Here is a 24,330-nt window from a genome sequence, read left to right as displayed (position 1 = left end):
TGAACTCAAAGGAAATAGTCTTAGAAAAAAACTGTAATATTGTCATGTCTTATCTTTTGTAAACCAAAATAGCAAGAGGGGTCAACATCACTAGAATGGGGGGTCAGTATCTATAGAATATCCAATCACACAACGATTTTCTGGACTATTTATATTGAGAGGCACTTCATCTGCGGATAATGCCATAAAAATACGCTGTGTGCTAATTCGTTTGAGCGCATTTGCCAATGTACTTTTTACACCTGCGGTCTGCCGTTCAGAATCTTTTCCACTAATAAACGCATCTGCCATCGCTCGCGACGTAGTATTTGTCTCCAAAAACTTAATAAGGCTGTCGGTGTCCAGATATTGATAAACAGCTATTAAATGTGGTAAGGTGCAGAATTGAGAATAATCGGTTTTCAATTTCCAAATCAAGCCGCCAATCAAACCTTCCGCCGCATCATTAAAGAATTTGGTTGTTCCAGTCGTTCCAGATTCCCTTTGCTCTAAAAGGTTTTCGATTAGCACCCTTGAAACCTCGTTTACGCTTTCTTCATTCTCTAAATAGCGCGGTGCAATAGGATTTACTCGATGTATAATTCTATCAAAGGAAATGACCTTAAATGGGATATCGCGATCCTTGAAAAGTGGATATGCCATTTCAGTCAATTCAAAATCTTTGTAATCGTGAATAATCCCACAAAAGTTTTCTCTCCGGAAGTGTTTCAGGAAACCATAGACAACACTTTCAGTCTTTCCACTACCAGCAGAACCTATGACCGATGCGCCACGTTTAATATTATCCAATTTGAAGTTTCCTTTGGTGGTAGTGAAATTGACCTGATATTTACTATTGCCATTTTTAGGTTTTTCGGTTTTATGCAAAAAAACATACAGTCCTATATTATTTAATGTGAGAGGACAGACCAAATAGAGTGCTATTAAATTTAGTTGTGTATGTTCGTTTAGATAAAGCACGAGGACACCAAGCATCAGAAAATTGATTAGGAAGGCATATCTGTTTATCCGAAACATTCCATAGAAAACCGTACTGGTTAAACCAATAATTAAAAGAACCGTTAAGAGATTGTCTAACTGCATAATTTAGATTCCTATGGAACTTGATTTAATGGCCACTTCTGCACCACGTCGTAGCCTGTTAATTATTTTCATTGCCAATTGTGCTTGCGTAACTGGAATACTTGGCAGCATCGGAATGCCCGATTTGCCCATTATTTTGAACGCCAATGCTTTTTCGTTAGTGGGTAATTTCATCAATGATGCAAAATAGATTTTTGGGTTTTTGATAAAATCTTTCCTTGCCTTATAGGTCTCAGCAAAATTTCTTTGGTAGCCGAAAGTTTTATCAAAGGTTTTTTCGGCACTCTGAAAAAAATTATCACGGTCAAAACCACGTTTTACTTTATTACCGTGCATCTCCACTTCCGAAGCTTTGTGTTTACTCCCTGGCGAAAGGCTGAATGTATTGGATGCATCCTTTCGACTCACGATAATATGAATATGACTTTGATTTCCCGCCTTTGGCATTCCTTGAACAATACGTTTGCCATTTTGTTGGTGTGGTGCTTCACGTTCCAATTTTGCCATTTCCTTTTGTTTGGGTTTTATATTCCCTTTTAGTGTTCCACTTTCTATTTTACGGATGTCATTTTTGAGCTGAAGTATTTTTGTGGCGTAGGGTTGGTTTTCTTTAATCTGAAAGTCCGTTCCTTTAAAGGTTCGTTGATGTTCAATTTTCGCATAATATTTTATATCATCGATGGTAATAGGACGACCATTAATTTCCCGATTGAAAGATGCTACATAATCCTTCATCAGCTCACGAGTGTATTTTTTTAAATCTTCGCTGCTGTTTTGTAATCTGTTTAATTCATATTTTGAAGGACTGACCGTAATGGAATAAAACTTCGGTTCGGTCTTCTTCAATTTCGCACCATTTCCATCGATATCTTTTACCACTTCTTCGGCTGAAATCTCATCGCCATATTGATTGAAAAAGTGTTCCATTTGTTCCTGTTCCAAACCTCGGTTTTCTTTCTCTAGATAACCCACAAAATCCGCTGAACTTTGTGAGTAAGTACCTCCTGATTTTTGAGGTGTAATTGTGATATACATAGCTCAAAAATTTAAAGTTCGTTGTTGTGATTTTGCTTTTCTCTGAATCTCACTTTCTTCTTTTCTTCTACAAATTTCTTCTCTAAAATCAAAGGTTTCTTTGTTGGTGTTTCCGTTTGAAAAAGTGATTCTATCATTGCGACCGTCGGCTTGGTTTGGGTCTTTTCCATATCTCGCATTATAGCGATTACTGCATTGATACGTTTCTTAATAGAAGCTTCGATTGTCCGACCAGTCGGACCCAATTTTTCCTTTGGCGATATCTCGTTGTAGAAGAAAAAATCGAGCATCGTTGCCATCGCCTCAGTATGTGATTTGAAGTGTGTTCTTGAAAATTCCTGAAAACGTTTTGCTGTTTTCTTTTTGAATCTAATTCCGATAAATGAGTCCATAATTCGCCGATTTGTCGCAAAATCTTCTCTAAAAATGGGCGTTTCCAGCCCGTTTGTCGCAAATAGTTGATTGTAAGGAAATTAAAATATTTTCAAATGACTGATAATCAGTTGTTTGAACACGAAAAGGAATCCGAAACATCGCGCAGCGTGTTACCCTCTTGCTATTCCTTTTCGTTCGCCACAGGCGAACAAAAATCCATACAATCCAGCTCAAAAAGCTGATTGCCATTTTAGGAAAATAATTTTCCGATATGTTATTTTTCGATGTGTATGGTTATCGGCGAAAGTCGAAAAGTGGATAACCTTACTTTAATTTGTGTGCTGTATTTCCAGCGAAATAAAGATACGTTTTTTTATTGACTTGAGATTATCTCAACACAAAAGCACCTCCAAAATTTAGAGGTGCTTATTTCTTATTTCAAAAAAAATTAGATATTGAAAATGAATTTATAAGAGTATAAATTTCGCATCGCTTCTTCTTCAATCATCGTTTCAAAACAAGTGTAATTTTCGGTTACGTATTTGCGAATACTATCGCCAAATTTCCGTTCAACGTCTATTTTAGAATTTTCTAAAAGTCGGTTTTGAGCTTCTTCGCTCAGGTCCGTAAAATTGAGATATACCATAGCTTTAGATTTTAGTATTCGCTTGGTAACATCAGCGTATTATTTACAAAAAATAACCTTAGTTCATCAAGCGGAAAATCGGTTACTCTATATCCCTGTTTTTCGAGAATATTATCGTTCCCATCGGTATAAATAATTTCAGCTTCATAACCTGTATAATCCTGTTTTTCTTTGGACAATCTTCTAAAATCTATGGTTACAAATTCGCTTCTATTTATCAAACTTTTTGCAATTACGGAAGTGTCCGTAATTAGCCAAAAACATTCTGCGACCTCGGATAAATATTTAAGTCCGTCCGTAAATCGGGTTCGTAATAATGGGATTTGATAGAACATTTCCGTACCGTGAAAATGTTGTAATCCTTCTTTAATTTCGTTAACTTGTGCTTTCATTGTGAATATATTTAATGTGTGAATAATGAAAAAAAGAGGGCGCATCTTTAGACGGTTACGCCCTCTTTAATTTTTGAATCCTACTTATCGTTTTTACTACCAAGTAATAGGATTTCATTTGCTTCAACCTCTGTTACATAGCGTTCATTGCCATCATCGGTTGTATAGGTTCGGGTTTTAAGTTTCCCTGTAACACCTAGTTCTTTACCCTTGCTTACAAATTTTTCTATAATTTCAGCAGTCTTGCCCCAAGCAACTACAGTATGCCAATTGGTGTCCGTTTGTTTTTCGCCTTTGGCATCTTTGTAATACTCGTTTGTAGCCAATGAAAAGCGTGCTACTTTTTTACCGCTTTCAAGGTTTGTAATGGTTGGCTCTTGTCCAACGTTTCCGATTAACTGTACGTGATTTTTTAAAGTACCCATAATAAAATATTTAAGAATTAATTAAAATCTATCTGAACCATTCAGACAGTTTGCGTATATTTTTTTTGAAGTGATTTACTTATTATATCTTGAGCGTTTTCCTTTTTTGTTTTTTTTGGTGCCGCTTCCTTTTTGATGTTTTTGTAAGATTTCATAAGATTCATTTTAGATTTACTTCCCATAGCGCCCTCGCTGTTACCTTTTTTTGTTGCTGATACATTTTCAATATTTGGAATTGAGAAGGACTTATAAATAGTGAAGCGCAGCGAGAACGGTTTATGCAGTCCGTTCAACTTCAAAATGTTGGTATTTTGCTGTCGAAAAAAGGGTATAACGGCGAGGGTGCAGATGTAAGTCTAAAGGCTTTTGTGAAATACAAAAACATAGGAAGCGGTACCAAATGAATAATGGAATTCAGATTTGGCGGACGCTATTCACAGTTTTGGCTCTGTAATGAAGTGTTCCGTTCCAGCGAAGCGGATCGGGTTAGCGGAATGGAAAGCCAAAAATGGGGATTGTGTCCAAGACCTTTCCAGGGAAGCTCTTTTTCCGAAATGTAGTTTTTCGCGAAATGCAGGGGAATGTGCTTACCGGATTATGAAAATGGATTACTCTCGTTTAGTAGAGTGTTAAGCGGACTTGACTTTAAAGGTGTAGATTAAGAATGAAGCGATTCTGCCATTTTCTGGCAGGTTCAGCGCAATTGAAATCGGAAGCTTTGAAGTTGTGTCCAAGATTTCTAAAGTGAAGCGTATTTAACGAAATGAAGTTTTTTGCGTAATGTAGGGAAATGTGCTGAGCGGTTTGGAAAGTACGGGCATAGTATTCAAACCCTGTCCTATAAATGGAAGCTTAGCAATACTTTCACCAAACCCTTTTATTTCATAGTCTTAAACGATTATATAAAGGTTTACAAAAAAACATTTTTAGTGGTTCACTTTAACCGTTTTTTGCACTCAAGCAAGACAACTGGAATATATACGCATGTTGCCACTACCAGCTTTAAAAAAATAAAAAATCCTCTCGATTTTTAAAAATTTATATAACTTATGTAATATATATTTTATATTCGGTGCATATAGAACATATGTTCTAAATGCAATTCTTGGCAGTAATTTAAGAAAATGACCGAAATGAATAAAATTTTAGAAATAATAGAGAAAACTAAAAAAACAGACTCGACTTCGCGTTGGCTAGAAGGATATCCTGAAAGCCAATGGAAATTATTATGTAGTTTAGAAAATGGTTGTTTTTTGGAAAACGAGGAAGAAATTGCGTTTTTTACTACAGACAATCAAAAAATAGGGTTAACTAAAAATTTTATAACAGAACGGACAAGAGAAAAAGCTGTTTATGGTTCAATGGGAACGGTAACCATAGAAAAAAACCTAATTGAAAAAGACATTTTTAAAATTACTGACAGAGTTGGTAATTATTTAAAAATTAGAGTAGAGCCGATGTTCAATAGTGGAGATTTAAACGAACAGGTTTATTATACTCAAACATTCACAAAAAAACAACTTGCTTTGATTTCAGATGGTTTTGTAAATAATTGGTTTATTCCAAGACATTCAATTGGTAAATCTTATATAAGGAGTCTTTCTTCTAATGAATACAAATTGTATTTTGAAAGTATAGGTTTATTACAATCAAAATTGGGAGGTTATAAATTTAGCGGAGTAATTGCAAACGGTGGTCAATATCACAATTGGTTAGAAATAATGGATTTATTAAAGACAACTAAAGAGGAGAAAGGGCTTTCAATGGATTTTATTGAAAATTTGGAAGAATATAACCATCACAATTACATATGAAATTATTGAACCTATTAATACACAGCCACGCTACTATAATTCCCAAAATCAGTTGAAAATATGAATGATTTTAAACAAGAATGTAAAAATTGTGGTTTTGCAATAGATGAATTCGACGATGGTTGTAAAGAATGTGGTTATTCAGTAGAATATCAACGCTCATTCGATTTAGAAAAGTTTAAATCTTTGGTAAACCTAAACAAATCGAAATCAACAGATAAAGGATTTGACTTAAACAACGATTTACCAACAAAAATTCAGGAATTTCAAGTACTAAGTGGAATGGACACGACTATGGACATTACCAATCAAAGGGTATTGGTCTTTGAATTAGGTGTTGTAACAAGAAAAAGCATTGGTAATCCCGATATGGGTTTAGAGCAGTATAGTGCAAGTTTGACCAACCTTACAAAGTACATTGTAGCTCACGAATCATCATTAGGAATGTATATTTTAGAAAATTTCCAAAACGGAAGTTTTGTTAAATTAAACCTAAATGAATTTAGTGCTCAAAAGCATGGTGCTGAAACCGTTTACTTTCATCTATCAGTTCCTACTAAAATCGAGTTTCTATAACTATATGGATATAAATAAATCTTTAGAAATTTTTACCTTAAAAAATGAACACATATTTAATATCGCTGAAATTGAATGGTGGTTATTAAAATACAAGGAAGCTTATCATAAGTGCAAAAGAGATTATAAAAATTTATGTTCTTGTTTTGGAGATTTGCCCTGTTGTTGTGTATTCAATTCCCCCGAAAGTAAATTTATTGACTTTTATAACGAATTAGACAAAATTACAGAAGTACACAAATTTGAAGATTATGCAAAAAGAGAATTAATTAAATACAAAAATATAAGTTCCAACAAACCCGAAGTAAAAAAATGGCTTGTAAAAAATGAAAATATAGCTAGTAAGGTTTTAGCATGTTTTTTATTCGATTATTTAGATTATTCAGAAGATGAAAATGACATTTTGCATTTATTGGCTTATAGAAACCGTAAAAAAAAATTAGAGATTTTTGTTGAACGAGCAGACTTTATCCACTTAATAGAATATAAGGAACTATTTGATGACCTATATTATGTAAAAGAGCTTTATCCCGAAGGTCTAAAACGAATTCAAGATGAAATAGAAAAATTGCCTAAAGAATAAACATAATGGTAAGGACGGACATAGTATACCACCCCCGCCGGATTAAAGTGAGAATAGCAATATTTATTGCAAACCCTTTTATAGCATAGTCTGAAACGATTTTTAAATGGTTCAAAAAAATCCATTTTCAGTGGTTCACTTTGACCGTTTTTTGCATTCTAATAGGTTTTTTAAGTCAGTTGGCATTCAATAGTATTAAAATGCTTTCGCAAGCGATGCATATCATCACTCACCTTGCGCTCAATAACTTTCGCATAAATTTGAGTAGTAGCTATCTTTGAATGCCCCAATAATTTTGAAACGGTTTCTATAGGCATCCCGTTACTTAGGGTGACCGTTGTGGCAAAAGTATGCCTGGCGATATGAAAAGTGAGATTCTTTTCTATACCGCATACGTCTGCTATTTCCTTTAGATAAGAATTCAATTTCTGGTTTGATATTTTGGGAAATACTCTGCCTTGTAAAATCGCTTTTTGGTTATCCTTATACTTATCTATGATATCCAAAGCTTTTGGCAATAAAGGAATATGAATAGGCTTGGTTGTTTTTTCACGATTATAATAAATCCATAGTTCCCCATCAATACCAATTCGAATATTCTCAGCGCTTAGATTGATAGCATCGATATAACTCAAACTCGTATAGCAACTAAAGACAAACAAATCCCTTACCAATTGTAATCTTGGAATAGTGAAGTTCTTTTTCTCTATTTCCTGAAGTTCTAATAGACTTAAAAAGCCACGTTCAGTCTTAATTCGTTTCGCCTTAAAATTAATGAAAGGGTCGCGTTCCATCCAATCCAATTTACGTGATAGGTTAATTAGTTTTCTAAAGCGTTCTATATGCTTCATAACTGTATTGTTTCCCATACGTCTTTGATGGTCCTGAGGAATATAACCTCTCAAAAACTTCTCAAACTTTATGATAAAGTCATAATCCAGATCCCTCAACTGTATATCTGGACTCTTATAAGCTTTTGAGAGAAACCTAGAAATATAGCGCTGTGTTGTAAAATAGTTCTTTTGAGTTCCCCATTTTAACTTGCCCTTCATATCCTCATTATGATAGCTAATTATGTCCAAGACCGAACGGTTAATTGCATCCAAACCAAGAAACCTTGCTTTAATCGACCGCGCAGTTATCTGCTTATGTTCTGACTTTAAGTCTTGATAGGCTTGAAATAACTGATTATAAGTTTCGTCTAGATAGGTATTAAGGATACGTGATTTTTGTCCTGTGCCCTTTGCCCTATTTCTGTCACTATCCCAGTTGGTTATTGAAACTTTGCGATTTAAACTGATGGCAGCCCTATTTCCGTTTACGGTAATCCGCGCGTAAAGTGATGCCTCACTGTTCTTTGTTCTAGATAAGTTTACCCAAAACAGAATACTGAATGAAGAAGATGTTTTCATAATTTCGTCTTTTTGTTAACATTAAATGTTGTTATCAGACGAAAGTCAAATCACTTAAAGATACATTTATTTAGCCTACGTCAATGAATTTTAACAATTCGGTCAACACTTTTCTAAAAATTAATTTGTTAACCGAATTGTTGACGTGTTCTTTGGATATAATTGTTTTTTTTTGATATCCCTAAAAACATAAAAACCTGTTAATCATAAGATTAACAGGTTTTTAGTATGGATTGATATCCAATTTCGTCGGGATGACAGGATTTGAACCTGCGACCACACGGCCCCCAGCCGTGTACGCTACCGGACTGCGCCACATCCCGAAAATTACTTTTCGTCGAGATATCGTTTGATACCTCTTTTCTTTATCTTTCTTTCCAACTGCACCGCCTCGGTTCGATCGGCACAGGGATAAATCTTTATCAAAATCCAAGGTCTGCCCTTGGATGGATACTTTTTACCACCATTATTGTGGGTAACAAGCCGTTTTTCAACATTGTTCGTATGACCCACATAATACCTGTCGGCCGTTTCACTAAACAATATGTAAACTACATAATCCATTATTTCAAGCGACCATCACGCCCAGGGCGTGATACCCTACCGAGCCTGTCCCGCTCCTTTGCGGGAACTGCGCCACATCCCGAAAATTACTTTTCGTCAAGATATCGTTTGATACCTCTTTTCTTTATCCTTCTTTCCAACTGCACCGCCTCGGTTCTATCGGTACAGGTATAGACTCTTTTCAAAATCCAAGGTCTGCCCTTGGAAGTATACTTTTTACCACCATTATTGTGAGTAACAAGCCGTTTTTCAATATTGTTCGTCTGACCCACATAATACCTGTTGGCCGTTTCACTGAACAATATGTAAACTACATAATCCATTATTTCAAGCGACCATCACGCCCAGGGCGTGATACGCTACCGGTCTGTCCCGCTCCTTTGCGGGAACTAATCCACATCCCGAAAATTACTTTTCGTCGAGATATCGTTTGATACCTCTTTTCTTTATCCTTCTTTCCAACTGTACCGCCTCGGTTCGATAGGTACAGGGATAAACTCTTTTCAAAATCCAAGGTCTGCCCTTGGAAGTATACTTTTTACCACCATTATTGTGAGTAACAAGCCGTTTTTCAATATTGTTAGTCTGGCCCACATAATACCTGTCGGACGTCTCACTGAACAATATGTAAACTACATAATCCATTATTTCAAGCGACCATCACGCCCCGGGCGTGATACGCTACCGGTATGTCCCGCTCCTTTGCGGGAACTGCGCCACATCCCGAAAATGAGATTGCAAAAATAGGAAAGATCAAACAATTTAACCCTAACCTTTGTCAAAAAATTGAAACTTTTTTATACCGACCCTATAATACAATTTGTAAGGAATGATATTCCCTATTCTTCATCAATGCATAAGGCTGTAACAATCAAAATACGTTAGAAAAATTTGCAAAGTATTAAACGGTTGGTCAATTGAAAAATAAATCCTAATTTGAAAACTTTAATTCATATTCTAATCAATCCAATTAAAATAGTAAAATCTACCTATGATGCTTAAACGATTAATCACTTGCTTTTTCTTGACAAGCACTACCGTTTCCATTGGTCAAATCACTGATGACAACCTTATACGATTACAATACAAGGATACCACCTCCACCAAGGATCTTGCTGTGGGACTCTGGGCCAATCCCTTACCCATGGATTATGATCAGGATGGAGATCTAGATTTGGTTATTTCGTGTACAGACGTTCCATTTAATGGCACATTTTTGTTTAAAAACTCATCCAAAGACGAACAAGGCAACCCAATATTTGATACCCCCATTAAAATTGGTGACGGCATGCGGAATGTTTCCATCTCCTATGTGGAGGGGGAGGCTAGGGTTTTAGGAGTTGGTTTGGAATACGACAACTTTAGAAGATATGGATATACAAGGCCAGAAGGACTGTACCAGGCATCCGAGCTAATTGATCTTTATAAAGAACGTTTTAGCGATTGGAAATACGTTGATTATGACAATGACGGGGATATGGACCTCATCGTAGGAATAGATGATTGGAGTGAGTATGGTTGGGACAATGCCTTTAACGACAAAGGGGAATGGACCAACGGAGACCTTCGGGGATACCTTTATTTATTGACCAACGACAACGGAAAATATAGAAATGATGGGAAAATTCTAGCTGGCAACCAACCTATAGACGTTTATGGCAATACTACGCCCAATATGGCCGATTTTGATGGTGATGGTGATCTGGATATTATCTGCGGGGAATTCATTGATCGCTTTAGCTACTTCGAGAATACAGGAACTCGCGAAAACCCCATTTATGCCAAAGGAAGATTTCTTGAAAATAATAATGGAATCCTAAAAATGGATCTGGAAATGATGAGGCCGGTGGCACTTGATTGGAACAATGATTCTAAGATCGACCTTGTAGTTGGCGATGAAGACGGAAGGGTAGTATTTATTGAAAATACAGGGACAGTCACTAACAAAATGCCTGTATTTAAATCGCCCGAATATATCCAACAGAGAAGTCAAAATCTAAAATTCGGTGCTTTAGTTACTCCCTTTAGTATTGATTGGGACGATGATGGTGACGAAGATCTGATCTGTGGAAATTCAGCCGGCTATATTGGTTTCATAGAAAATCTTCATGGAGGCGATACTCCGGAATGGAAAGAACCCATCTATCTGGAAGCCGATGGTGAAGTAATGCGTATTATGGCAGGCAACAGCGGCTCCATTCAAGGCCCGGCCGAAAGTAAGTGGGGCTATACGACCCTGACTGTCGCGGATTGGGATGGGGATGGATTAAAGGATATTCTGTTGAATTCCATATTTGGCAAAGTGCAATGGTATAAAAACACAGGGGCAAAAGGTGATCCCAAACTAACTAAAATGGGAGGTGTTAAAGTAGCTTGGGAGAAAAACAAAGTTCCAAAACCAAAATGGAACTGGTGGAATCCAGAAAAAGACGAATTGGCCACACAATGGAGAACTACACCTTATGCAATAGACTGGAACAAAGATGGCCTTATGGATTTGGTAATGTTAGATCACGAAGGATATTTGGCGTTTTTTGAGCGATTTAAAAAGCGGGGCAAGCTTTATCTAAAACCAGGACAACGTATCTTCAAAAATGCCGATGGGGAAATCGGCAACGACCTATTACGTTTAAACGAGCGTGAAGCAGGTGGTAGTGGTCGAAGGAAAATAGAGTTTACCGATTGGGACAGCGATGGGGACCTTGATCTCTTGGCCAACAGCGAAAATATTGAATGGTACGAGAATTTAGGGGAAACTAACGGAATCACTGTTTTCAAGAAAAAAGGAAATCTGGTCAAAACCAAACTTGCAGGGCACACCACTAGCCCAACCATGGTTGACTGGGATAAGGATGGCAAGCCAAATTTATTGATCGGAGCCGAAGACGGACATTTTTATTATTTAAAGGATTAAGGACTTTTCAAATCTCAAAGGAAAGTGGGGTCTGTAGGATTTCTTATTTCTTTAACTTAATTTGTAGACATCACTAATTAATATAGGGGTAACCAAAGCAGAATGAAACGTTTATTACTATCCTTTTTTATGCTGCTGTTTATATTGATGGCATGTAAGAATAAATCGACATCAGAGGGAATCTCCCTTTTTAACGGGAAAACATTTTCTGGTTGGGAGGGAGATACTATTTCTACTTGGAGGATTAAAGATGGAACTATCATAGGTGGTTCTTTGGATAATACCGTCCCTCATAATGATTTCCTATGCACAAAGCGTCCGTATGCCAATTTCATACTTAAACTAAAGATAAAATTAATGGGGAAGGAAGGATTTATCAATTCCGGAATTCAATTTAGAAGTAAAAGGTTAATGGATCCATCCTACGAAATGACAGGCTATCAAGCAGATTGGGGAGAAAATTATTGGGCCAGTCTATATGATGAATCCCGAAGAAACAAAACCTTGATGGCTCCAGACTCACTAAAAATACAACGCTGGATAAAAATTGACGATTGGAACGATTATGAAATTAGGGCCGAAAATCGGAACATACGTCTTTACATCAATGGCAACTTAACAGTTGACTATACCGAAGAAGACATAACTATACCGCAATCCGGCTTGATAGGGCTTCAGATCCATGGTAACGGAAAGGCCCAGGTTGCCTTTAAAGATATATTTATAGAAGAATTAAACTAACTGTTTCAACATAACCAGGGCCTATGACCAATCCTCGTTTACTTTCCCATACTTTTTTACTACTGCTATTTATTGTTTTTTCGAGCTGCCGAACAAGTAACAAAAAAGAGGCCTCGGAACTTGCGGGAAAAGACACCACGATCATTGATCAAGACTATGCACTTGAAGCTACCATGTTGGGGTATTTCGCCAATGATGGAACCCGTAATCCAACCCTTCGGGCCAACCCTGGAGATCGTGTACGTATTACAATTACCAATGGTGAGACCATGACACATGATATTGCCATGGAGAAATTGGGAATAAAGAGTGGCACCCTATTGGAAAAGGGATCCAGTACGAGTATCACCTTCCTAGCAATGGAAAATGACACCTATTTCTGCACGGTTCCAGGACATCGTGCGGCGGGCATGGTGGGGAAATTTGAGATCGTGGAGGGAGACCTATCGGGACCATCCATTACAGGAGTTCTACCCACAAAAAATGGAAAACCGCTGAACCTCGGCTTTGAAACCGGTTCACTTCAAGATTGGACGGCCACCGGAAATGCTTTTAAAAATCCTATCTATAAACAAGACCCTTCCCCAGTACATGAGACTGATGCCCAAATTTCCTTTGATGGCAACTACTTTCTAACCAGTGGAGGCACCACTAATTATAAACTCACGGGTACTTTAATTTCTGTACCTTTCAAGGTAACCCATCCCTATGCTTCCTTTAAGATATCGGGTGGTGCATTGGCCGACACGCGTGTGGAAATAAAGCTCACCGAAACCGATCAAGTCATCTATAGTTCCACTGGACAAGGCAGGGCAACGCTGCAACCCGTAGTGATAGATCTTAAACCTTATTTACAAAAGGATATATTTATTCGTATTATTGATGACGAAACCGGTATCTCACAAATTCCATATATAAAGGATGATAAATGGGCACATATAAATTTTGATGACTTCCGGTTCTACCCCACTCGACCCTTTTTTCCCAATGAATTAAATAAGGATGACATTATTGTACTGCCTCCATTGGACCCTATAATCAATTCAGGCCTTTCAGGGAAAGAAGCAGCAAAGGCTATGACTTTGCCCGACGACTTTAAAATAACCTTGGCCGCCTCGGAACCAGATGTAGTTCGCCCAATAAGCTTTACCATGGATGCTCGCGGTCGACTTTGGGTCGTTGAAGCACACACCTACCCTACTCCCGCCCCTGAAGGACAGGGAAAAGATCGTATTCTCATTTTTGAGGATACCAATGGTGACGGAACTTTAGATAAGAGAAAGGTTTTTACTGAAGGCCTAAATCTGGTTAGCGGAATAGAAATAGGCATGGGAGGTGTATGGTTGGGGGCTGCCCCGTATTTGTTATATATTCCAATCGATACTGAAAAAGACAAGCCATCGGGACCACCTCAAAAATTACTGGATGGTTGGGGATTGGATGATACCCATGAGGTAATAAACAATCTGCGCTGGGGACCAGATGGATGGCTTTATGGCGTACAAGGAGTTTTCACCCATTCCAATGTAGGCAAGCCCGGAGTTTCTGACAAACAAAGAACTAAAATCAACGCAGGCGTCTGGCGCTATCACCCAACGAGACATGAGTTTGAAGTATTTGCCGAAGGAAGCAGCAATCCTTGGGGAATTGATTTTAATGACTACGGTCATCCGTTTATCACGGTTTGCGTAATTCCACATCTATACCACGTTATCCAAGGGGCCAGATACCAACGTCAGGCAGGGAATCATTTTAATCCCTATACCTATGATGATATTAAAACCATTGGGGACCATGTACATTGGTTGGGCGACCGTGGGCCTCATGCCGGTAATTTTAGGTCAGCGGCAGCTGGTGGGGGTCATGCCCATGCAGGCGCAATGATTTATTTGGGCGGAAATTCATGGCCCAAAGAATATCGGAATACCATCTTTATGAACAACATCAATGGATCTAAACTTAACAATGATCAACTTACTAGATCCGGGTCTGGATATGTCGGCTCCCACAATAAGGATTTTCTAGCCATGAACGATTCCTGGTCCCAATGGCTCAACTTCAAATATGACCCCAGTGGATCTGTATTTGCAATAGATTGGTACGACCAGAATCAATGTCACAGTTCCAACCCAGATGTGCATGATAAGACTTTGGGACGGATATTTAAGATCAGCCATAAAAATGATCAGTGGGTTAAGGTTGATTTGCAAAAAGCATCCGACCTGGAACTCGTCAACTACCAATTGCATCCCAACGAATTTTATGTGAGACAGGCTAGGACAATCTTACAAGAGCGAGGAGGTAATCCTGAAGTACATACTGCGCTTAAAGCTATTCTAGCCAATAATGAAGACGTAACCAGAAAACTACGAGCGCTATGGACCTTACACGTTACCCAAGGGCTAAACGAAAAAGAACTATATGATTTACTGAGCAACAACAATGAATATATTAGAAGTTGGGCTATACAATTGTTGACCGAGGATAAGAAGGTATCACCAACCACCTTAGAAAAGTTTGTAGGGATGGCCAAAAAAGATCCATCACCTTTGGTAAGGCTCTACCTAGCCTCTGGAATGCTTCGTTTGGCACCCGCAAAGCGCTGGGACGTTTTGGAGGCACTAGTTCAGAAAACGGAAGATTTAACAGACCACAATATCCCATTAATGTTATGGTACGCTACCGAACCCTTAATTCCCCTGGACCCTGACCGTGCGCTCCAATTGGCCGGAAAAACCAAAATCCCTAATATTCTAACGTATACGCTTCAAAGGATTGGCGCATTGAAAACCGCAGCATCCAAAAATTTATTAAAAAAGTACCATGGTCAACTAGACCCAGAGCAATCAGAGGAAGCTAGGTTACAATTAGTGCTCGTCGAAAAACTATTGAGTGAATAATAACCTAACATTGGCATTTATAAAAGTGTTAATTTTAATACCATAACAAAACCAAAAAATGAAAACGGGAATTAAAAATACTATTGGACAAGTTTTTTGTGGTCTTTTGATATATTTCGGTAGCCTCCAAACCTCCATTGGGCAGAGTAAAACCAACGAGAATTTTAAAAAAACAGTGCTCACAAGGGATTTTATTTCAGAAGGAGTTGCTGTTGGTGACTTAAACAAGGACGGTTTGATGGATATTGTAGCAGGCTATTATTGGTTCGAAGCACCTTCATGGAAGAGACACGAAATGGCACCATCCCGAACCTTTAACCCATGGAAGGAATACTGTGAATCTTTCTTGAACCTGAGTATGGATGTAAATTTGGACGGATGGCATGATGTAATCATAATAGACTATCCTGGAAAACCAGGTTTTTGGTTTGAAAACCCTAAAAACAAATCTGGAGATTGGAAGAAGCATATCATTGCGGACGGAATGGGTATTTCCAATGAATCGCCAGGTTTTGTAGATATTGATGGGGATGGTAGGTTGGATATACTCTGCGGAGATGTGGATAAAAATCAAATTGTTTGGCTACAGGCTCCCTTGAACCCGGGGGAAACCCAATGGAAGCGTTTTCCGATCAGCACTGAAAATGTGCCGGGAACGGAGCGGTTTTCCCATGGTATTGGCTTGGGAGATGTTAATAATGATGGTGTAGATGATGTAATGATTGCTGAAGGTTGGTTTGAAGGAAAAGCTGACAAAACCATTGGAAATTGGCAATTTCACAGCACAAATCTAAGCGATCCCTGCTCCCATATGCAGGTGCTGGATATAAATAATGATGGTAAAAACGATGTGGTCACTGCCTCGGCCCACGCATTGGGAATATGGTGGCACGAACAGCTAGATGGGCTAAACTTTAATACGAACCTAATTAGCAATACCACTTCCCAAACGCATTCAACTATTATGACGGACATCAATGGAGATGGTAGCAAGGAATTAATTACAGGCAAACGCTACTTGGCCCATAATGGCAACGATGCGGGGGACAGTGATGCGCCAATTCTTCTTTATATTGAATTTACTCCCGGCAAAAAACCTTATTTCAAAGAACATATTATCGACCACGATTCGGGTGCAGGCCTTAATATTGTGGTGGAAGATATGAACAAAGACCAGAAACCTGATATCGTGATTGCTAACAAAAATGGAGTCTTTCTTTTTGAGAATAAAATGAGGGATTAACCAACTGCAATCATCCCAGAAATGAACAGTATCGTTGATCAATAGCAAAATATATCAACTACAAGTTTACAACATAATGCAGAGGTTTGGACTGGGATTACCAATGATATTTATAGGTTCTAAAATCCAAAAATAAATACATCTCAATTTATTTTTATTTTATTAGCGGGGTTCGACCTATAAGCCATCCCGTAACAAGCTTTCGCCTAAAAGCCAGGATCAAGGTGGATATGGATCTATGGCGCGCCGTTCTATATTAAAACTTCTTAAATCGAATTGTCCGGCAGACTCTGCTACCATAATAAAAGCCCGATACTATAACTGTATCGGGCTTTATTAAAACAAAATTAAAACTAACTCAATTCCTTAGTTTACGTCCCAAAACAATTTGGTAGTCAAATTATCCTCAGAACTTACCGTATTATAATTATCAGTGTTATAAACACGCTCGCTATTTGGGTAAATCCAACGGTTAGGTGGCAATGTCTGTTCGTTAGCGTTATCAGGTTGAAATGAGAATTGAGGCAAATTCAATCTTCTTTGCTCAGCCCAGCTATCAGGCAATTGAAGAACGCTAAAATGTATCCATTTTTCAGTTGCAATCAAGGACAATTTTTCCGCAGCCGTTGTAGCGTTATCCCAATTTACATCGGCACTACCAATATAAGCCTGTACTTCTGCATCATTGGTAGGAACTAGATCAATAGAGGTTCCATCTGCACTTAATTCACGTAGGTCATAATAGAATTCCGTAGATTTTTCAATGGCGTCCTCATAACTAGCTTTAGCCATCGCGTCATTACTGGCCTTTAGATAATACTCGGCCTTATGTAGACTTACTTCAGCTGCAGTAAACAAAAGTCCGGGGAAATATTCATTTCTACTTAAGGTTGAACGGTTATATCTGGATAGAGTTCCTCCAGCTACCAATGTAGTTTGTACATTCTCGCTTAGTAAAGGATCTAAACCTAAATAGGTACCACCAGCTTCCTCTCCTGGTTCGTACATAGCTCTCAATCTAGGATCCGCATTATCCAACATATGATCGATCATTGCCTTTCCGGCCAAGTTGCCATCCCAATCTTCCAAACCACCCCTGAAGCCTTTGGAGTGAATAGGGGTATCCAAACTAACAACATCTATTTGAACGTTTTCAAGATTGGTCTCCACCAAAGGATATTGTCCTGGATTTGCCAAAATAGCACTAATCTCGGACTGCGCTCTAGATTGAAACTCCGAAACTCCAGAAACTCTGGTCAACATTCTTAATCTAAGTGAATTACAATACTTTTTCCAAGTAGCTATATCACCACCGTTAACAAAATCCTGAGTCTTAAAACCAATCATGATTCCAGGACTAACGTTAATGCTGTTCAATTCATCAGAAAAACCTTTTAAGCCATCCAACATGGTAGTATATATACTTTCGGCAGTATCATAAGCTGGTAATGAAGCCAAATAATCACCTCCATTTTGACTTAATCTACCCGCATCAGAGAAAGGAATATCACCATGCAGGTCAACTACCCTTTGGGTATGATCATAAAGGTAAATAGTAGCTGTAAGCATATACACCCTTAAATCAGCTTGATCCTCTGAAGAAAGATTATTGTAAATTTTCTCCAACTCCCTGTATTGCGACAAGAAATCATAGTAATTTCCCCATCGCCCACCAATACCGGCTTCACCGGGAACATATTGGTTTGAAGCGTTCACCCAACCCACTGCTTGGGTATATCGTGTTAATGTAGTTCTTAGAACTACAAAATAGTTCCAATAGGCTGGAAGAACATATTCCCTATTCGCAACGAACATTCCAGCAAATTGCTTTTCTACTGTAGCTGTCGATACTTTGGAAGGGTTTGCGTAATTCTCACTAAAATCTGCCTCAGTACACCCGCTGATGACCGTAGCCATAACAATACTGAGCATTATCGATAATTTTTTCATGAAATATCTTTTTAAATATTCTTATTTATATTATTATAAACTAGCTCTTACCATTAGACCGAAAGAACGAGTAGAAGGGTTGGTACCAACGTTATTAACGTTTTGGAACCATCTAGAGCCAGCTGTTGTCTGTTCTCCATCCATATCCTTAATTGTTCTGTACAGATAAAACAAGTTTCTACCAAAAACAGAAAACTGTAATTTACTAAGTCCGATCTTCTCCAATACTTTTGTCGGCATTTTATACCCTATGGATAATTCCCTCATTTTAAAATACGTATTCTCCTTTATATATAGTTCATATCGAGTGTTAGGACTATACTGAGGTCCACCCCAGTTATAAACCGTCCAATAATAATCAGCAGAAGAAGCTATTTGATCGTTAGGTTGACCATCATTGGTAACCCCTTCCAATAAAATACCATCATGGTATACTACCTCTCCGCCTGGACCAGCAGTTGCACTAGGAGTAGTCTGAATTCTTGTACCACTAACGTCCTCATAATAGCTAAGACCGCCATGTTCAGTATCCATGTAATTTAAGCTTTCCTCAGTAAGACCACGACTGATCATCCAATTCAACGCCGTTGGCATTACGTGACCACCAATACGGCCATCAACAAGTGCATCCAAAGTAATGTTCTTATAACTAAAGGAGTTCATTACACCACCTGTCCATTTGGGCATGGCATTACCGAATTTTTCCATATTATCAGCATCAACCTTATATAATCCATTAGGATCAACAATTCTTCTACCTTGGGAATCCGTAGCAACCGGATGCGCGTAAAGATCTCCCATGGGTTGTCCTACCAACGACTTCAACTGTGCAGCATTCCCGTCATAATCGGCATGCAATAATTCATCCAATCCTGGTGCCAATTTCTCAACTTTGTTTTCGTTCTTTGCAACGTTTACGATGATATCCCATCTAAAAGATCCAGTGTCTACAGGAGTACCTGACAAACCTAACTCATAACCTTTGTTCCTAAGTGTACCGATATTGGTAAGCACTGAATTTGCCCCTGAGCTACTTGGAAGCGTCAAAGGAAGAATCTGATCAACTACTTGGGCATTATAGTAGGAAGCATCAAGACCTAGCCTACCCTGAAAAAATTTAAGCTCCATACCAAATTCATACTCATGTTTCTCTTCAGGTCTAATCCCGTCATTTCCAAAACTGGAAGGTATAGTGGTATACAATACAGGGTTACCACCTTGAGAACCTAACGTATTCTGGTTATAAGCAATGTTGGCTCCATAAATATCAGGGTAGTTACCCACAATACCCCAAGATCCGCGAATTTTAAAATAGTTCATAAATAGTGGAAGATCAAAAGCCTCTGATAGCACAAAACTCGAGTTTACCGATGGGTACACAAAGCTATTGTTGTTTGGGTTCATCGTGGAAGTCTTATCCTTACGAATTGTACCCTCTACGTAGAAATATCCTTTGTAATCCAAATTCATAGTACCCAATATGGCATCTTTTACAATAGAGCTACGACTACTACCGGAATTAGGTGTGTTTACGGATGCAGAAATGTCGAACCAATTTTCTACACTTAGTCCACCATTTGTTCCTCTGCTTAAGTTAGACTCGTTTTGTTTGGTGGCATTGTAACCTGCCATCATGGCCAGCGTCAAATCTGTAGTAATTGGAGTTTCATATCTTAACAACAATTCACCGTACAATACATTGAAATTATCATTGCTCATACTAAACCCACCAGAATTACCAAAAGCCAAAGGTCTTTCTGTAGAACTACTGGCCTCAGTTTTTCTATTGGTGAAGTCACTAGAAATTCTTCCTCTTAGGTTTAGCCCCTTAGTAACGTCCCAGGTATTGGTAATAGTACCAATTACTCTATTGCTCTGTTCTTCCAACATATTCTCCTTTACCCTCCAAATAAAGTCTCCAATATCTCCTCTAAATCCAGGATATATAATGTTTTCCTCCGGAGTTAAACTCTGATCAGTTCCTTGAACATAACGATACCCTTTACTTGTTTTATATCTGTTCAAATACCAGTCGCCATGATCCCATCTGGTCATCATACCTCCAAAGTTATTGGTCAATCGGTCTACCGAATAAGGTCTATTGAAGACAGATTGATTAACATAATTCACGATTACATCTGTAGAAAAATCCTTTGCCCATTTGAATGTTGTATTCAAATTAAATACATTTTTTTTCTCCTCAGCACCTAAACTTATACCTTGATTATCCTGACGGGTATAAGAAAATCTTAAATTGGAATTGTCGGTCACATTGGTAATGGACATGTTAACACTGGTGTTGTGAGCTGTGTTGAATAGTCCAGAATAATTATCCTGTTGTGCTTCATAAGGCCTTACTATTCCATCCCAACCTATGGTTGGTTTACCGTCAAACTTAGGTCCAAAGTTAATACTATACCCCAATACACCCCTTGTTTCGGCAGTACCATTCCCATCTACATCATGATATATAAATCCTTCGGCATCCTGTCCGCCATTAGAAACGTTCAATGGAGCACCTGGCCCCCTTACGTTTTGATATCTTGGAAGATATGCCACTTTGTCAAAGCTATAAGAAGAACTTAAATCTACTTTCATTCCCTTCTTACTATTTTTACCGCTCTTTGTAGTAATCAATATAACTCCGTTCACCGCTTCAGAACCGTAAAGTGCTGCTGCAGATGCACCTTTAAGAATGGAAATGTTATCTATATCCTCTGGGTTAATATCCAAAAGACCATTACCTCTTAAACGTTGGTCTCCCCAATAATTATTGTTGGAAACTTCACCGTCCCTAATGGGCACACCGTCCAAAATAATTAACGGCTGACTTCTACCTGTAATAGAGGCTACACCTCTTATAGTTATGTTAGAGGCACTGGTAGACCCACCAGGAGTAGTGTTTATACTAACACCGGGAGCCTTTCCATACAATGCTGTTGCAAAGTTAGGTGTTGCCGTTTCGGTCAAAGCTTCTGCACTAATAGTCGCAGTAGCATAACCTAGGGACTTCTTTTCCCTTGTAATACCCAAACCAGTTACAACAACTTCTCCTAATTGCTCAGCATCCTCTGCAAGAACAACTTTAATAGAAGTTTGTGCACCCACTGCAACTTCTTTTTTGGTAAATCCTAAAGAAGACAGCACCAAAGTGGCATTGTTGGAAACTTTAATGGAAAAGTTTCCATCAAAATCTGTTGAGGTACCGTTTGTAGTACCTTTTTCTACCACGTTTACACCTGGCAGTGGAGTACCCAAATCATCGGAAACTGTCCCGGAAACAGTCTTGGTCTGAGCCGTCATTCCCTGTACTAAGAGAAATGCACTCAATAATAAATAGTAATGAAATTTTTTAATCATCCTAAGAATTTTTAGTTAGTTAATTAGAAGTTTACAGGGGGTTACCCTAATGTTAATTAATTACTAAATTTTCGCTTTCTTGGTAAGGAAAAGAAATTAATTCGACTAACAACTTTACGTAAAAGTCAAATGACTAACTATCAACTATGATTGTAAAATAAAAACCATACAAAATTGAATTATTTTGTATGGTTTTTATTTCTAGAGAATGTGCTATCCATATTAATTCACTCTACAAATTAAATGGACGCAAAAATTTATTTGTAGCGTATTTTCCATGACCTCTACCTTACCCCTCTAACCGTTCTCAGTCTCATTGAAGAATAGGACTTGACTTTGGATCATTTTTAACCCTCTCAATAATTTCACATAGATTGGAATGAGTAGTCTAGCCAATATTGTTAAAACAAAAAAAGGGCTGACCCATAAGATCAACCCTTTTTTCAACTAGCTTAATAATAATTAACTCTTAGGTCCTTCTCCGTAATTTGGATTACTAGCATCAAACCAAATTCTTTGCGTATTTAAAATACTTGGATCATTGGTACCTGTAGTAAATCCTTGCTCCTCTATGGATTTTTTTGCATTTGCAAAATTAACATTATCCTCTGTAGGAGTTCCAATCTCAAAACGTCTTGGAATCGTCAAGGGAGCACCTGCAGCCAAGAAAGGCTCCCGGGCCAAAACAGAACTACCAACCATAGGAATACCAGAGCGTCTAACAGTCGTATAGGTATCATGCGGGGTAATTGCAAAATTAACATACTGTTGAATATACACTTTTTCCAAACCTTTGGTGGAAAGATCGTAATCTGGCTGTGCCAACAAATCAGCAATTTCATTAGCCTTCAATTTGGTAGATGCCGTTGCTGCCATTGCCTCGTCTTGATAAACCGGGTCGTTTTCATAGTAATATGTACCCGAATTTTTAGCAAGAATATCCATTCTTTGAATAGATAACTCAACTCCTCGGTTAAAATATGCCTGAGCACTTCCTGGAACATTTGCTCCTAACAATTTAAATTCTGCCAAATAAAGGTTGGTTTCAGCTGATGAACCTAATATTACTTCTAATGCAGGATGGTTGCCGTTTTTTTGAATTAAACGCCCACCCGGACTTGTTGGGTAAGTAAAGTCGATTCCGGTACGCGTGTTCTTTTCAGCAAAAGAAGAAGTTGAAGTATACGATTTTTCCACACCACCTAAGGTAATTCTATTCCTTGATGCTTGTTGAAAATAATCATCATAAGCACCGTCCTGTTGCTTATCCGGTGAAACTGGAGCTCCATGATACCTTACCCAAGGTTCTCCTGGGCCAGACCAACTCTCAAAATTCCCACTACCGTTGAATACCACGTATTGTTCCACATAACTTGGAAGTTCTCTTCCGGCATCAATAAAGGCCTGAACAACCTCCGCATTAAAATCATTTTTATCGAACAAAAATCGTACTCTAGGATCCTTATTATCCCGTAAGAAATCTACAAGGTTTAATCCACCTGTACCTGGCTGTGTACCATTACCTGTTCCCCTGTAGTTTATTCCTCTTTTATATATAAAATCCTCGTCCAACGCATTCATAATACCAGCAGATGAATTAGCTACTTCTCCTGCAATACTTAATGCCTTGCTTCTGTCCGCATTTACAAGCCTAGCAGCAATCCTTAACTTTAAAAGATTACAAAATTTAGCCCATTTGCCATAATCGCCATTATAAACAATGTCTTGACTAGCTAAGCTAAATTGTTCTGAAGCCGTTAAATCTGCAATTGCGCCATCCAATTCTGCCAACCAAGTAGTAAACAAAAGTGCTTGTTGATCGTAAACAGGTGTAATTAATGGTGGTGAAGTATAAGGTGCCAAACCGGCTTCAGTATACACCATAGACCCTGTATAATCTGTTTGGGTCAACGCTGTTGCTACTTGAGTAGCAAATGTGATTCCTTTAATTGCCCGCATCGTGACCTTTTCCTCTTCAGGCAATGCGTCTATTTTGGCCCTAATATCCTTGGCGTTCGGAATTATACCATATACATTCTGTGACCCACCTTGGGCAGCCATTTCCACAAAAGTTTCAGGGTTACCTACTCCAGTGCCGGTAATCTGACTCCAAGGATATACATAATCAAAATTGGTATAAAACCAAATTACGTAATCATTGGTGTACATATCATTTATCACCTTGGCTGTCGAGTATCTAAGATCTGGTTCAGAGAGCGTAGATGGATCACTGTTCAACTTAGCAAACTCCTCCTTATCGCAACCTACGATAAAGACTGCCAAGAGAATTAAAATTATTTTATATGTTTCTTTCATC

The 24,330-nt window shown here is 38.2% G+C and carries 20 protein-coding genes, 1 tRNA gene and 1 pseudogene; 7 read left to right on the top strand and 15 right to left on the bottom strand.

Features of this window, described 5'->3' with window-relative positions:
- Positions 1-93: 93 nt before the first annotated feature.
- The 7 genes and pseudogenes from CWD90_RS18370 to CWD90_RS18340 all read right to left on the bottom strand — a co-directional run.
- Positions 94-1,083: pseudogene (locus CWD90_RS18370) on the bottom strand (type IV secretory system conjugative DNA transfer family protein); the annotation flags it as partial.
- Positions 1,084-1,086: 3 nt separating this feature from the next.
- A complete protein-coding gene (gene mobB, locus CWD90_RS18365) occupies positions 1,087-2,118 on the bottom strand; it encodes a MobB family relaxase (protein ID WP_103477528.1) in 1,032 nt (343 codons plus the stop codon).
- Between the two features lie 11 nt (positions 2,119-2,129).
- A complete protein-coding gene (locus CWD90_RS18360) occupies positions 2,130-2,510 on the bottom strand; it encodes a BfmA/BtgA family mobilization protein (protein ID WP_103477527.1) in 381 nt (126 codons plus the stop codon).
- 431 nt (positions 2,511-2,941) lie between these two features.
- Positions 2,942-3,139 carry a hypothetical protein gene (locus tag CWD90_RS18355; RefSeq protein ID WP_025613688.1) on the bottom strand — a complete coding sequence of 66 codons (198 nt, stop codon included), beginning with the start codon at positions 3,137-3,139 and terminating at the stop codon, positions 2,942-2,944.
- An 11-nt stretch (positions 3,140-3,150) separates the two neighbouring features.
- Entirely contained in the window at positions 3,151-3,531 is a 381-nt protein-coding gene (locus CWD90_RS18350) for a DUF6876 family protein (RefSeq protein WP_103477526.1), read from the bottom strand.
- Between the two features lie 80 nt (positions 3,532-3,611).
- A complete protein-coding gene (locus tag CWD90_RS18345; RefSeq protein ID WP_103477525.1) occupies positions 3,612-3,956 on the bottom strand; it encodes a single-stranded DNA-binding protein in 345 nt (114 codons plus the stop codon).
- Positions 3,957-3,997: 41 nt separating this feature from the next.
- Positions 3,998-4,255, bottom strand: coding sequence for a hypothetical protein (locus CWD90_RS18340; RefSeq protein WP_157941269.1), 258 nt, complete (start codon positions 4,253-4,255; stop codon positions 3,998-4,000).
- Between the two features lie 834 nt (positions 4,256-5,089).
- On the opposite strand from CWD90_RS18340, the gene CWD90_RS18330 reads away from it, so the two are divergent.
- From CWD90_RS18330 to CWD90_RS18320, 3 genes are read left to right on the top strand one after another with little or no spacing between them, the layout of a single operon-like run.
- Positions 5,090-5,770: a hypothetical protein gene (locus CWD90_RS18330; protein ID WP_157941268.1), complete on the top strand. Its 681-nt coding sequence runs from the start codon at positions 5,090-5,092 to the stop codon at positions 5,768-5,770.
- Between the two features lie 60 nt (positions 5,771-5,830).
- Positions 5,831-6,346, top strand: coding sequence for a hypothetical protein (locus CWD90_RS18325; protein ID WP_103477521.1), 516 nt, complete (start codon positions 5,831-5,833; stop codon positions 6,344-6,346).
- 4 nt (positions 6,347-6,350) lie between these two features.
- Complete coding sequence (locus tag CWD90_RS18320) at positions 6,351-6,929, top strand: hypothetical protein (protein WP_103477520.1); 579 nt, start codon at positions 6,351-6,353, stop codon at positions 6,927-6,929.
- Between the two features lie 170 nt (positions 6,930-7,099).
- On the opposite strand, the gene CWD90_RS18315 is transcribed toward CWD90_RS18320, so the two are convergent.
- From CWD90_RS18315 to CWD90_RS18295, 5 genes are all read right to left on the bottom strand, one after another.
- Entirely contained in the window at positions 7,100-8,341 is a 1,242-nt protein-coding gene (locus CWD90_RS18315) for a site-specific integrase (protein WP_103477519.1), read from the bottom strand.
- 249 nt (positions 8,342-8,590) lie between these two features.
- Positions 8,591-8,664: transfer RNA gene (locus tag CWD90_RS18310), tRNA-Pro, on the bottom strand.
- Positions 8,665-8,668: 4 nt separating this feature from the next.
- The gene (locus CWD90_RS18305; protein WP_103477518.1) at positions 8,669-8,905 is read right to left on the bottom strand and encodes a GIY-YIG nuclease family protein; all 237 of its coding nucleotides are present in this window, start codon (positions 8,903-8,905) and stop codon (positions 8,669-8,671) included.
- A gap of 86 nt (positions 8,906-8,991) precedes the next feature.
- Positions 8,992-9,228 (bottom strand): GIY-YIG nuclease family protein, encoded by a 237-nt coding sequence (locus CWD90_RS18300; RefSeq protein ID WP_103477517.1) that lies wholly within the window; start codon positions 9,226-9,228, stop codon positions 8,992-8,994.
- Between the two features lie 85 nt (positions 9,229-9,313).
- Positions 9,314-9,550, bottom strand: coding sequence for a GIY-YIG nuclease family protein (locus CWD90_RS18295; protein WP_103477516.1), 237 nt, complete (start codon positions 9,548-9,550; stop codon positions 9,314-9,316).
- A gap of 346 nt (positions 9,551-9,896) precedes the next feature.
- On the opposite strand from CWD90_RS18295, the gene CWD90_RS18290 reads away from it, so the two are divergent.
- The 4 genes from CWD90_RS18290 to CWD90_RS18275 all read left to right on the top strand — a co-directional run bounded on the left by CWD90_RS18290 (position 9,897) and on the right by CWD90_RS18275 (position 16,703).
- Entirely contained in the window at positions 9,897-11,819 is a 1,923-nt protein-coding gene (locus tag CWD90_RS18290; RefSeq protein WP_103477515.1) for an FG-GAP repeat domain-containing protein, read from the top strand.
- Between the two features lie 102 nt (positions 11,820-11,921).
- A complete protein-coding gene (locus tag CWD90_RS18285; RefSeq protein WP_103477514.1) occupies positions 11,922-12,560 on the top strand; it encodes a 3-keto-disaccharide hydrolase in 639 nt (212 codons plus the stop codon).
- A 23-nt stretch (positions 12,561-12,583) separates the two neighbouring features.
- Positions 12,584-15,460 (top strand): PVC-type heme-binding CxxCH protein, encoded by a 2,877-nt coding sequence (locus tag CWD90_RS18280; RefSeq protein ID WP_103477513.1) that lies wholly within the window; start codon positions 12,584-12,586, stop codon positions 15,458-15,460.
- A 58-nt stretch (positions 15,461-15,518) separates the two neighbouring features.
- On the top strand, positions 15,519-16,703 hold the full coding sequence (locus CWD90_RS18275; protein ID WP_103477512.1) for an FG-GAP repeat domain-containing protein: 1,185 nt from the start codon (positions 15,519-15,521) through the stop codon (positions 16,701-16,703).
- Positions 16,704-17,069: 366 nt separating this feature from the next.
- On the opposite strand, the gene CWD90_RS18270 is transcribed toward CWD90_RS18275, so the two are convergent.
- The 3 genes from CWD90_RS18270 to CWD90_RS18260 form a co-directional block, all read right to left on the bottom strand.
- Positions 17,070-18,653, bottom strand: coding sequence for a SusD/RagB family nutrient-binding outer membrane lipoprotein (locus tag CWD90_RS18270; RefSeq protein ID WP_103477511.1), 1,584 nt, complete (start codon positions 18,651-18,653; stop codon positions 17,070-17,072).
- Positions 18,654-18,686: 33 nt separating this feature from the next.
- Complete coding sequence (locus tag CWD90_RS18265; protein ID WP_103477510.1) at positions 18,687-22,013, bottom strand: SusC/RagA family TonB-linked outer membrane protein; 3,327 nt, start codon at positions 22,011-22,013, stop codon at positions 18,687-18,689.
- 462 nt (positions 22,014-22,475) lie between these two features.
- Positions 22,476-24,329: a SusD/RagB family nutrient-binding outer membrane lipoprotein gene (locus tag CWD90_RS18260; RefSeq protein ID WP_103477509.1), complete on the bottom strand. Its 1,854-nt coding sequence runs from the start codon at positions 24,327-24,329 to the stop codon at positions 22,476-22,478.
- Position 24,330 lies beyond the last annotated feature (1 nt).

The organism is Arenibacter catalasegens (assembly GCF_002909235.1).
In the GTDB taxonomy this organism is placed as follows: Bacteria; Bacteroidota; Bacteroidia; order Flavobacteriales; family Flavobacteriaceae; genus Arenibacter; species Arenibacter catalasegens.
The sequence above is the reverse complement of the archived record's forward strand: the minus strand, read 5'-3'. Positions and strand labels throughout refer to the sequence as shown.

Excerpts from the sequence above, each read along its gene's own strand:
- CWD90_RS18285 (WP_103477514.1), top strand. The coding sequence starts at position 11,922 with ATGAAACGTTTATTACTATCCTTTTTTATGCTGCTGTTTATATTGATG.
- CWD90_RS18275 (WP_103477512.1), top strand. The coding sequence starts at position 15,519 with ATGAAAACGGGAATTAAAAATACTATTGGACAAGTTTTTTGTGGTCTT.
- CWD90_RS18315 (WP_103477519.1), bottom strand. The coding sequence starts at position 8,341 with ATGAAAACATCTTCTTCATTCAGTATTCTGTTTTGGGTAAACTTATCT.
- CWD90_RS18360 (WP_103477527.1), bottom strand. The coding sequence starts at position 2,510 with ATGGACTCATTTATCGGAATTAGATTCAAAAAGAAAACAGCAAAACGT.
- CWD90_RS18265 (WP_103477510.1), bottom strand. The coding sequence starts at position 22,013 with ATGATTAAAAAATTTCATTACTATTTATTATTGAGTGCATTTCTCTTA.
- CWD90_RS18280 (WP_103477513.1), top strand. The coding sequence starts at position 12,584 with ATGACCAATCCTCGTTTACTTTCCCATACTTTTTTACTACTGCTATTT.
- CWD90_RS18270 (WP_103477511.1), bottom strand. The coding sequence starts at position 18,653 with ATGAAAAAATTATCGATAATGCTCAGTATTGTTATGGCTACGGTCATC.
- CWD90_RS18350 (WP_103477526.1), bottom strand. The coding sequence starts at position 3,531 with ATGAAAGCACAAGTTAACGAAATTAAAGAAGGATTACAACATTTTCAC.
- CWD90_RS18330 (WP_157941268.1), top strand. The coding sequence starts at position 5,090 with ATGAATAAAATTTTAGAAATAATAGAGAAAACTAAAAAAACAGACTCG.
- CWD90_RS18320 (WP_103477520.1), top strand. The coding sequence starts at position 6,351 with ATGGATATAAATAAATCTTTAGAAATTTTTACCTTAAAAAATGAACAC.
- CWD90_RS18260 (WP_103477509.1), bottom strand. The coding sequence starts at position 24,329 with ATGAAAGAAACATATAAAATAATTTTAATTCTCTTGGCAGTCTTTATC.
- CWD90_RS18295 (WP_103477516.1), bottom strand. The coding sequence starts at position 9,550 with ATGGATTATGTAGTTTACATATTGTTCAGTGAGACGTCCGACAGGTAT.
- CWD90_RS18290 (WP_103477515.1), top strand. The coding sequence starts at position 9,897 with ATGATGCTTAAACGATTAATCACTTGCTTTTTCTTGACAAGCACTACC.
- CWD90_RS18355 (WP_025613688.1), bottom strand. The coding sequence starts at position 3,139 with ATGGTATATCTCAATTTTACGGACCTGAGCGAAGAAGCTCAAAACCGA.
- CWD90_RS18325 (WP_103477521.1), top strand. The coding sequence starts at position 5,831 with ATGAATGATTTTAAACAAGAATGTAAAAATTGTGGTTTTGCAATAGAT.
- CWD90_RS18305 (WP_103477518.1), bottom strand. The coding sequence starts at position 8,905 with ATGGATTATGTAGTTTACATATTGTTTAGTGAAACGGCCGACAGGTAT.
- CWD90_RS18300 (WP_103477517.1), bottom strand. The coding sequence starts at position 9,228 with ATGGATTATGTAGTTTACATATTGTTCAGTGAAACGGCCAACAGGTAT.
- CWD90_RS18345 (WP_103477525.1), bottom strand. The coding sequence starts at position 3,956 with ATGGGTACTTTAAAAAATCACGTACAGTTAATCGGAAACGTTGGACAA.
- mobB (WP_103477528.1), bottom strand. The coding sequence starts at position 2,118 with ATGTATATCACAATTACACCTCAAAAATCAGGAGGTACTTACTCACAA.